The organism is Dysgonomonas mossii DSM 22836 (assembly GCF_000213575.1).
Taxonomy (GTDB): Bacteria; Bacteroidota; Bacteroidia; order Bacteroidales; family Dysgonomonadaceae; genus Dysgonomonas; species Dysgonomonas mossii.
This window is the reverse complement of sequence record NZ_GL892026.1, coordinates 1-1,093: the sequence shown is the minus strand read 5'-3', so window position 1 is coordinate 1,093 and position 1,093 is coordinate 1. Positions and strand designations below refer to the sequence as shown.

At 37.5% G+C, this 1,093-nt stretch carries 2 protein-coding genes; both read left to right on the top strand.

The window, feature by feature from the left end; genetic code table 11:
* The coding region (locus HMPREF9456_RS16900) for a PcfJ domain-containing protein (RefSeq protein WP_006844789.1) at positions 1 to 239 on the top strand (239 nt) is incomplete at its 5' end.
* Between the two features lie 30 nt (positions 240 to 269).
* Positions 270 to 974 (top strand): hypothetical protein, encoded by a 705-nt coding sequence (locus tag HMPREF9456_RS16895; protein ID WP_006844788.1) that lies wholly within the window; start codon positions 270 to 272, stop codon positions 972 to 974.
* The last annotated feature ends 119 nt before the right edge of the window (positions 975 to 1,093 follow it).

The following is a 1,093-nucleotide window of genomic DNA, read 5'->3' as shown; positions in this document are numbered from 1 at the left end:
GCTTATGTAAAGTGATGCATAAGCACCATTGTGTAGGAGGTTATTATTCAAAAGAAGATTCTTTGATTCTGACAGCCTGTATTGACGGCAAGAAGATAGAAACTATTGAAGTATCGCTCTCAAAACTTCAAGTTATACAAAGCAGAGGAGTATGTAACAAGAATACCGTGTACCACAACCAAATAGTACAACTTGTAGAGAAAAATATACCTCTTATTGAACAGAGATTAGCAGCATAAAGAAATAGTAACAACCAAATCAAAATAATCATGGCACAGGAAACAATGGAAGATTGGATGCAATATGCGAAAGATTTGGCAAAAGCAGAACGTGAACTAAAGATCGAACACTCGGTATATATCACTTTCGAGATACGACACCAAGACGGACACAGAGAGATATTGCATAAAATTGACCTACCCCGTGATATGGTAGACCGATGGCAGTGGCTTATCGAATGGCGCAGGGAAAAACTCGTCTGTAAGTACCCACGGAAGAAAGTAACCGTTTATCATTGTGCCTACGATAAGCGGACAGGCTTACAGACAGGGTTTAATTTCCTATTATCAAAAGTCGCATCGGCAAAAGCGCAGATAACCAAAGTCGAACGAAAAATAGCGAAATATATCGACTATATGACGCACAACGATTTATTCTTCAATCCCGAAACGGATGAGCCATTACTCAAAGCCAACGCCAAACTGGAACAGAAAAAGAGAAATTATAATGAAGCCTATGCTATTTTACAGGCGGAAGTAATCAAACACAAAAATAACAAGGATATGTATAAACTATTTGTAGGATTTAAGAAATTAGGTGAGTTCAAGAGTATATTGGAAGCCAAACAGTTTGCCGACAAGTGTGGAGAAACGGGAGTGTTTAATCTGATAGGTCATCTGTATAAGGACAGTTGGTATGTCTTTGAACATCTGAAACCTAAAGAAGATAAAGAGGACAATGATAATGCGGACTGAAAATTTCAGTCCGTTTTTTTCTTTACTAGTAGACGTCGTAGACGGACGGTAAAAAAGTAAAAAAACGAAAAAAACCCGAAAAAACCGTAAGTACGGAAACGTTTTAAACTTTAAACTTT

Excerpts from the sequence above, each read along its gene's own strand:
- HMPREF9456_RS16895 (WP_006844788.1), top strand. The coding sequence starts at position 270 with ATGGCACAGGAAACAATGGAAGATTGGATGCAATATGCGAAAGATTTG.